General features: G+C 66.6%; 8 protein-coding genes. 3 read left to right on the top strand and 5 right to left on the bottom strand.

Annotated elements, in window-relative coordinates; genetic code table 11:
- Window positions 1–676, bottom strand: a 676-nt coding sequence (locus QOD90_RS23230) for a YbfB/YjiJ family MFS transporter (protein WP_526353490.1), incomplete at its 3' end; no start/stop codon positions are given.
- 104 nt (window positions 677–780) lie between these two features.
- On the opposite strand from QOD90_RS23230, the gene QOD90_RS23225 reads away from it, so the two are divergent.
- Together QOD90_RS23225 and QOD90_RS23220 are read left to right on the top strand one after the other, a co-directional pair.
- Window positions 781–1,593 (top strand): DUF3060 domain-containing protein, encoded by an 813-nt coding sequence (locus tag QOD90_RS23225; protein ID WP_526353488.1) that lies wholly within the window; start codon window positions 781–783, stop codon window positions 1,591–1,593.
- Between the two features lie 573 nt (window positions 1,594–2,166).
- A complete protein-coding gene (locus tag QOD90_RS23220) occupies window positions 2,167–3,189 on the top strand; it encodes an MmpL3/TtfA transport complex stabilizer (RefSeq protein WP_526353487.1) in 1,023 nt (340 codons plus the stop codon).
- Window positions 3,190–3,196: 7 nt separating this feature from the next.
- On the opposite strand, the gene QOD90_RS23215 is transcribed toward QOD90_RS23220, so the two are convergent.
- A complete protein-coding gene (locus QOD90_RS23215) occupies window positions 3,197–3,886 on the bottom strand; it encodes a response regulator (RefSeq protein ID WP_526353485.1) in 690 nt (229 codons plus the stop codon).
- Window positions 3,883–5,439, bottom strand: a complete 1,557-nt coding sequence (locus tag QOD90_RS23210; RefSeq protein ID WP_526353483.1) for an ATP-binding protein — start codon at window positions 5,437–5,439, stop codon at window positions 3,883–3,885. The genes QOD90_RS23215 and QOD90_RS23210 overlap by 4 nt, the downstream gene beginning before the upstream one ends.
- Window positions 5,440–5,563: 124 nt before the next feature.
- Between QOD90_RS23210 and QOD90_RS23205 the strand changes: the two genes are divergently transcribed.
- A complete protein-coding gene (locus QOD90_RS23205) occupies window positions 5,564–6,931 on the top strand; it encodes a dicarboxylate/amino acid:cation symporter (RefSeq protein ID WP_526353481.1) in 1,368 nt (455 codons plus the stop codon).
- Between the two features lie 70 nt (window positions 6,932–7,001).
- On the opposite strand, the gene QOD90_RS23200 is transcribed toward QOD90_RS23205, so the two are convergent.
- Both QOD90_RS23200 and QOD90_RS23195 read right to left on the bottom strand, forming a co-directional pair.
- Window positions 7,002–7,310 (bottom strand): hypothetical protein, encoded by a 309-nt coding sequence (locus tag QOD90_RS23200; protein WP_526353479.1) that lies wholly within the window; start codon window positions 7,308–7,310, stop codon window positions 7,002–7,004.
- Window positions 7,311–7,387: 77 nt separating this feature from the next.
- Complete coding sequence (locus QOD90_RS23195) at window positions 7,388–7,720, bottom strand: hypothetical protein (protein ID WP_526353477.1); 333 nt, start codon at window positions 7,718–7,720, stop codon at window positions 7,388–7,390.
- Window positions 7,721–7,772 lie beyond the last annotated feature (52 nt).

Below are 7,772 nucleotides of genomic sequence, written 5' to 3'. Positions count from 1 at the left end.
CGCCCTCCAGCGTGTAGCAACCGAAGAGCGCCGCGAACCATCGCCCGGTTCGGCGTCGCCGACTCGGCGTGGGCATGTCGGGTTCCACCGGTGCGGCCTCGGGGCGTCGATGCTTGGCCCACGCACCGCCGGCGAGCACCGCGGCCAGTACGCCCACCACCCACCATGCGCTGCGCCAGTCTGCGCCGGCAGGCAGCAAGAGCACCAGGAACCCCGACGCGGCAATGCCGATCCCAACTCCACTGAACCCCCAACCGGCCAGGTGCGGCGAGTGGTGGCGCAGTTGATCCATCATCAGATTGACGGCGACCACGAACACCAACGCGCTGGCGAACCCCGCCAGAAGTCGCGCGGCGGCCCATTGAACGGGGCTGTCCAGCAACGGCATCGACAGCAGCGTCGCGACCACTGCGACGAGCGACGACCGCATCACGAATGGGGACCGCGCCATGCGTGGTGACGTCGTGGCGGCCAACGCCCCAGCGAGATATCCAACGTAGTTGGCGGTGGCCAGCGTCGCGCCCGCCTCGACGGTGAGCCCGCCGCGCGCAGTCATCATCGGCAGGATGGGCGTGAAGGCGAATCGGCCGATACCCATCGCGGCTCCCAATGCCGCTGCGCCCCTTGCCGCGTGCACCCAGCCGGCGGTGCTGCGTTCGACGATGAGTTGAGGCATGCCTCGATCGTGCGCGGACATCCGCGACCGCCGCCACGACCTGCTTCCTCTCTGTTGGGAGGCGAAATCTCCCAGGGGTGCGCCTGATGTGCGAGCATCGGCGGATGAGCTCGCAAGACGACCCCGAGGCCCGCATCAGGGACCTCGAACGCTCCCTCGGCGAACAGTCATCCGAACTGACGCAGAGCTCCTCCGAGATGGGGTCGGCACCGTATGGCGGGGGAAACACCGCGCCGCCGCCGTACACGGCCCCGCAAGCGCCGTACACGGCCGCGCAAGCGCCGTACACGGCCGCGCAAGCGCCGTACACGGCTCCGCAATCGCCGTACACCGCCCCGCAGCCGCCGTACGGAGGGTCGCCCTACGGCGCGCCGTTCCCGCCCATGCCGATGACGTCGACCGGGGGAGCGGGTCGCGGGTGGATCGTCTACGGGGTCGTGGCAGCGGTGCTGGTGGCCATCATCGGCGGCACCGTCATCTTTCTCGCCAACACGTTCTCCAGCGTCAACTCGATCATCGACACGTTCGGCGGCACCCCGACGGCGTCCGGCGGTGGCGGTGGCGGCCCCTTCGACCCGCCGTCGACCCGCAGCGGCGGAAATCGGCCACCTGCCCCGACCATCGCCCCATCGGCGCCGCCCCTCGGCCCCGCAGGCGGCGACATCAACCTCGCGGGCGTGGGAAACAACAAGACGATCGCCTGCAATGACAGCGCAGTCAACGTCAGCGGTGTCAGCAACACGATCGTGATCACTGGGCAATGCCTGAGCGTCACGGTTTCCGGTGTCGAGAACACCGTCACCGTCGACGCCGCTGCCAAGATCAGCGCATCGGGTTTCAACAACCGGGTGACGTATCTGTCGGGGACGCCGGAGATCACCAACTCGGGCGGCGACAACATCGTCGAACAGGGCTGACACCGACACTGCCGCAACGAATTCGAGCGGCCGGTCCGTCGACCTCGGGGATGAATCGCCGACGGACCGAGCCACCGGGTGTAACGCCCGCAACGACTCGATTATTCGCGGGACGCCGTCAGCGGGCCGAGGGGAGCAGCGAACCGGTGGCGTCGGATGCCTAGTGCCGGACGGGTCACAGCTGCATCAACGGCCACATCCGTCAGTTGCGCCGCGCCGCACGGAGATTTGCTGTCGTGTCGTCATGTGATCTCCCGCTCATTTTCGGCGCAAAACGTAAGAGTCCGTTACCTGAACTAGTTCTCGGGGGTCGGTCGGCTCGGTTGCCAGACCAGCATCGCTGCAGGTAGTCGATATCAAATGCATTGCGGAACAAAGATAACAATGCGGTAACGAAAGGTTTCCTAAGCGTGTACTGAGAGGTTGACGGCAGCGTCGGCGAGGCTGTTGGCGCAGCACCTTGGACCACGATTTTTCGTCGCTAGACTCGAACACGACCACGCTCCCGTTTGGAGCGTCGACCAGATCAAATCTATTGCCGGCCCGAGTGATGCCGGCGGAGGTGCCAAGAACATGGCTAGTACTTTTGCGCGCTCGAACAGCGTCACCGTGGGAAATCAGGACGTCGCCCTGCTGAAGTCGATGACGGTCGGCCGCGGCCCGATCTCCGACATCGCCGTCGACGCCGGCACCGTCGTGGTGACCAACTTCGGCGACGACTCGATCGTCGTCCTTGACGCAGACAGCCTGGCCGTTCACCGCGGCGTCTTTGCAGGGCAGCCGACCACCGTCGAGCTCGCGGGTGAGCATGCCTTCGTCGCCGTGTCTTCGGCGAGTTACGACGCCATCGCCGTCATCGACACCGTCGGTGGCGACGTCCTCAAGGAATACCCGCTCTCCTTCAACGTCACGGCCGTTGCGACCAGCCCGGACGGCAAGCGCGTGTACGCGGGTCGAGCCGGTGAGGAGGGTGTCGACGTCGCCGTCATCGATGTCGCGGCAGAGCGCGTTGGCACCATCTACATCGCCAAGAGTGCGGACGCCACGATCGACGCGCTGCGCCTCGACGCCACGGGTCGTCGACTCTACGTCGCCGTTTCGGATGCGCGCAGCAGCCGGCTCATCACCGTCGACGTCGAAACTTCGCGTGTGCGACGCACTTTGGAGATCGGTGCGCCCATCCGCGGCCTCGAGCTCGGCATGGACAGCACCGCCTACGTGCTGACCTCCGACATCGCCGACGGTGGGATGCTGTACTCCGTCGATCTCGTCAACAACAAGATCACCGGGACGGCACGGGTAGCCCAGGCTCCCACGCAGCTGGCCCTCAGCGAGGACGGTGCCCGCGCCTACGTCGTCGACTACGACCACGTCGCGGTGATCGACACCGAGGACCAGGCCGTCGTCACGAAGGTCTCGGTCGGTGCCCGACCGTCCGCGATCGCACTGCGTGGCGATCGGCTCTACGTCGCCGACTACGACTCGGGTGTCACCTGCTACGCCGTCGTGTCGCCGATGCCCATGCTGTACTCGCAGTTCGTCGCCGCGCCGTCGCTCGTCGCGCCTGCGCTGCGCGAGCTCGAGCCCGCGGTCTGAGCCACCGCTACCGCCACTGGTAGCGCGTCTTCGGTCGGCCCGCACCGCCGTAGTCGGCGCGCCGGGTAACGGTGCCGTCGTCGGCCAATCGCTCCAGGTATCGCCACGCGGTAACACGGCTCACCCCGATCCGTTTCGCGACCTCGTCGGCGGTCAACCCCTCGGCGTTGTCGCGAATCACCCGCGCGATCTCGTCATTGGTCTGCGGTGCAGCACCTTTCGGGGTCACGGACTTGTCGGTTGTGATCCGTAACTCTGCCATCGCCCGGTCCACCTCCGCTTGGCTCGCGGCGTCGACCCCCGCGGGCAGCGCAGAACGGTAGCGCCGGTAGCGCTCGAGCCGGTCGCGAAAGGCCGCGAACGTGAACGGTTTCAATAGATATGCCAGAGCGCCGTGGGCGACCGCGGCGCGCACCATCTCCAGATCGCGCTCCGACGTTATCGCGATGATGTCCGGAGCGGGGCGCAGACCGGCGAGCGCCGAGGCCAAGCCGATGCCGCTGACGTCCGGCAGTCCGAGGTCCAGCAGCACGAGGTCGACCGGTGTCCCGGCCGCGGACGCCTCGGTGGCGGCCCGCATGGCGTCACGTGCCGTGTGGACCACCGCGACGGCCGAGAAACCGTCCAGTCGCGTCAGATACGTGCGGTGTGCCTCCGCGATCAGGGGATCGTCCTCGACGATCAGGACCGAGATCATCGGGTCCCCGGTACCGTCACCGTGACGACCGATCCGTAGGTCACGTCGGCGGTCAGCGTTCCGCCGTGCCGCCGCACCACCTGCCCGACGAGCGCCAGGCCAAGGCCGTGCTGCTCGGGTTCGGTGCCGGTCTTCGTGGAGTAGCCGCGCTGCATGGCCCGCTCGAAGGTGTCACCGTCCATGCCCGTGCCGCTATCGGCCACGCGCATCAACAATCCCGTCTCCTCAAGAGCCACCGTCACCTCCACCCAAGGGTCCTCACGGTCGCACGCGTCCATCGCGTTGTCGATGAGATTGCCGAGCACGGTGATCATCTCCTGCGCGGACAGCGGCACGTCGTCGGTATCCGACGGCAAGTGCGTGTCCTCGGTGATCGTCAGGGGGATACCCCGCTCGTCGGCCTGCGCCGTTTTGCCAAGCAGCAGCGCGACGAGTGCGGGTTCACCGACGTCGTGCGACAACCGGTCCACCAGGCGCTGGGACAGGGCCAACTCGTCGGTCGCGAACCGGACCGCCTCCTCCGGCCTGCCCATCTCCACCATGGTGATCACGGTGTGCAGCTTGTTGGCCGCCTCGTGTGCCTGGGCGCGGAGCGAGTCGGTGAGGATCTGCAGTGAGCTCAACTCGCCGAGGGCGCCCTGCAATTCGGTGCGGTCCCGCACGGTCACCACTTCCGAATGGGCGGAGTCGGCGACGTGCGAACGGCTGACGACCAGCACCCGGTCGTCGGTGACGTGCACCTCGTCGCGTACGCCAGGGGCGTACGCGCGCAGGAACTCCGGCAGATCCGCCTGCGTCACGCGGCCTGGTGCCAGACCAAGGAGGCGCCGCGCTTCGTCGTTGACGAGCACCACGCGGTCGCGGTCGAGCACGACGAGTCCCTCGGACACCGAATGCAGGATGGCGTCGTGATGTTCGTACATCACTCGTAGTTCGTCGGGCCGCAGGCCGTGGGTCTGGCGCAGCAGACGGCGCCGGATCGCCCACACTCCGATCATCGAAAGGGCAAGGGCGCCAAGGCCGACGGAGGCGATCATCGGCCATTGGTCGCGCCAGCGCTGGGCCAACGTCTGCTGCGTGATGCCCGCGGAGACCAACCCGATCACCCGGCCCGCGGAGTTGCGCACCGGCACGATCGCCCGGATCGACGGACCGAGGGTGCCGGTGTACACCTCGGCGAACGTCTCACCGCGCAGGGCGGGTTCGATGGTCCCAAGGTAGTGCCCGCCGATCTGGCTGGGATCGGTGTGCGTGAACCGGGTTCCGTCGGGCGACATGATCGTGATGAAGGCGATGTCGGTGTTGGTGCGTACCGCTTCGGTCACCGGTTGCAGAATCTCGGTGGCCCTTCCGGATTCGATGGCGTGGGCCGTCGACGGTGAGTCGGCCAACGCCGTCGCGATGCTCACCACCTGCTGGCGCGCCGCGGAGTCGCCGTCCGCGCGGGCGTCGACCAGGGCCAGGACGCTGCCGACCAACACGACCACCGCGATCACCGCGATTTGAAGCGCGATCGCCTGGCCGGCCAACGAGCGGGGCCACCACCTGCGCATCGCACCTCCGGATCGTCCGCGTACTGAACGTAATGAACTAAAGCGTGACCTGGGTCACGTAGGGGAACATCATCCTTGCAGACAACTTTCGGGCGATTCGATCAAGCAACCAGGAGCATCAGCCATGACCGACCAACTGGATACGTCCTCCCCTCCAAAGAAGCGTGACCGCACACACTGGCTCTACATCGCCGTCATCGTCGCGGTCGTCGCGGGCGTGGCCGTCGGCCTGCTCGCGCCCGATGTCGGCAAGAGCGTCGGCGTGCTCGGCACCATGTTCGTCAGCCTCATCAAGATGATGATCGTCCCGGTCATCTTCTGCACCATCGTGCTGGGCATCGGCAAGGTGCGCGCCGCCGCCACGGTCGGAAAGGTCGGCGGGCTGGCGTTCGTCTACTTCCTGGTCATGTCGACGGTGGCGCTGGCCATCGGTCTCGTCGTGGGGAACCTGCTGAGCCCGGGCACGGGCCTCAACATCGAGTCGACGTCGAGCAAGGGCGGCCAGCTGGCGGAGACCGCCCACGAGGCTGGCGGCCTGATGGAGTTCGTCCAGCACATCATTCCGACCTCGCTGCTCTCGTCGCTGACTGAGGGCAACGTGCTTCAGGCGCTATTCATCGCGCTGCTCGTCGGCTTTGCGGTCCAGGGCATGGGCACTGCCGGTGAGGGCATTCTGCGCGGTATCGAGTCGATCCAGAAGCTGGTGTTCAAGGTGCTCGCCATGATCCTGTGGCTGGCTCCGATCGGTGCGTTCGGCGCCATCGCGAACGTCGTCGGTCAAACCGGCTGGAGCGCGGTCACCCAACTCCTGACCCTGATGCTCGGCTTCTACATCACCTGCATCCTGTTCGTGTTCGGCGTCCTCGGCGTGCTGCTGCGCGCAGTGGCCGGGGTGTCGATCTTCCGGCTGGTCCGGTACCTGGCCCGCGAGTACCTGCTGATCTTCGCCACCTCGTCGTCCGAGTCGGCGCTGCCCCGCTTGATCGCCAAGATGGAGCACCTCGGCGTCGAGAAGACGACCGTCGGTGTGGTCGTCCCGACCGGCTACTCGTTCAACCTCGACGGCACGGCGATCTACCTGACCATGGCGTCGCTGTTCGTGGCGGACGCCATGGGCAAGCCGCTGGCCATCGGCGAGCAGATCTCCCTGCTGGTGTTCATGATCGTGGCCAGCAAGGGCGCCGCAGGTGTCAGCGGAGCGGGCCTGGCCACCCTGGCGGGTGGACTGCAGACCCATCGTCCCGACCTGCTCGACGGCGTCGGCCTGATCGTCGGCATCGACCGGTTCATGTCCGAGGCGCGCGCGGTGACCAACTTCTCCGGCAACGCCGTCGCGACGATGCTGGTCGGTTCGTGGACCAAGACCGTGGACCGCGCGAAGGTCGACAGGGTTCTCAGTGGCCAGGATCCGTTCGACGAGTTGACCATGGTGGACGACCACGATTCACGCGCCGAAGAGCCTGCGCAGGCGAAACTCCCTGCGTCGGCGTAGGGCGCACCATGCGAAGGGCCCGGTCGGATCGCCCCCGACCGGGTCCTTCCACGTGTGCTGAATGACTACGTCAGCGCGTGCAGTCCAGGGACACCGAAATGGTCTGGCTGGTCTGCTGCTGGACCAGCACGCGGTCGCCATTGTTGCCAGGACCCACGTACGGGACGAGTTGCGACGTGCTCTGCGGATTGCGCACGCTGGTGACCTGACACTCCGAAATGGGCGCGGTGCCGATCTTGTCGATCGTCACCGTGTACCCCTCGGACTGGAGTCGGCTGATCACGTCCTGCGCCGATTCAGCGCTGGCAAATACGGCGGGCGCCAAGGCGGCTCCGCACACCCCGATGGCCGCCGCGGCGACCCTCCACTTCGTACGCATCAGGCGCCTTCCTGCCATGTTGGTGGCAATCATCCACCACATTCCTCGCTAGTGGAACTCCATTGCTGTGTAGCGACTCAGGCGGTGCAGTCCAGCGAAACGGAGATCGATCGGCTGACGACGATCTCGATGATGCGGTACTTGCGGTTGCCGTTCACGTCTCGCGGGCCGTAGTAGTCGCGGATGTTGCGGGTCTGGTCCTGCGGATTGCGGACACTGGTGACGACGCAATCGTCGATCCGGCCGCTGCCGACCCGGTCGACGTTCACGGTGAAGCCCTCGGCCTGGAGTTGACCGATGGTCTCCTGCGCACTCTGGTCCGCGTGCGCAACCGCGGACGGGATGACGAGGGAAACGCATACTGCTGCGGCAGAAGTGACCAATGTGGTGAGAATCGCTGATGGACGCATCTGCGCCCCCTGTCTTTGGAGGAATCCTTCACCCCTACATCGCCGTTGGCAG

The sequence above is a fragment of the Mycobacterium sp. genome (assembly GCF_032161845.1).
Taxonomy (GTDB): Bacteria; Actinomycetota; Actinomycetes; order Mycobacteriales; family Mycobacteriaceae; genus Mycobacterium.
The sequence above is the reverse complement of the archived record's forward strand: the minus strand, read 5'-3'. Positions and strand labels throughout refer to the sequence as shown.

Bases quoted from the DNA above. Each gene is read 5' to 3' on its own strand.
- QOD90_RS23225 (WP_526353488.1), top strand. From the start codon at position 781: ATGAGCTCGCAAGACGACCCCGAGGCCCGCATCAGGGACCTCGAACGC.
- QOD90_RS23220 (WP_526353487.1), top strand. From the start codon at position 2,167: ATGGCTAGTACTTTTGCGCGCTCGAACAGCGTCACCGTGGGAAATCAG.
- QOD90_RS23215 (WP_526353485.1), bottom strand. From the start codon at position 3,886: ATGATCTCGGTCCTGATCGTCGAGGACGATCCCCTGATCGCGGAGGCA.
- QOD90_RS23210 (WP_526353483.1), bottom strand. From the start codon at position 5,439: ATGCGCAGGTGGTGGCCCCGCTCGTTGGCCGGCCAGGCGATCGCGCTT.
- QOD90_RS23205 (WP_526353481.1), top strand. From the start codon at position 5,564: ATGACCGACCAACTGGATACGTCCTCCCCTCCAAAGAAGCGTGACCGC.
- QOD90_RS23200 (WP_526353479.1), bottom strand. From the start codon at position 7,310: ATGCGTACGAAGTGGAGGGTCGCCGCGGCGGCCATCGGGGTGTGCGGA.
- QOD90_RS23195 (WP_526353477.1), bottom strand. From the start codon at position 7,720: ATGCGTCCATCAGCGATTCTCACCACATTGGTCACTTCTGCCGCAGCA.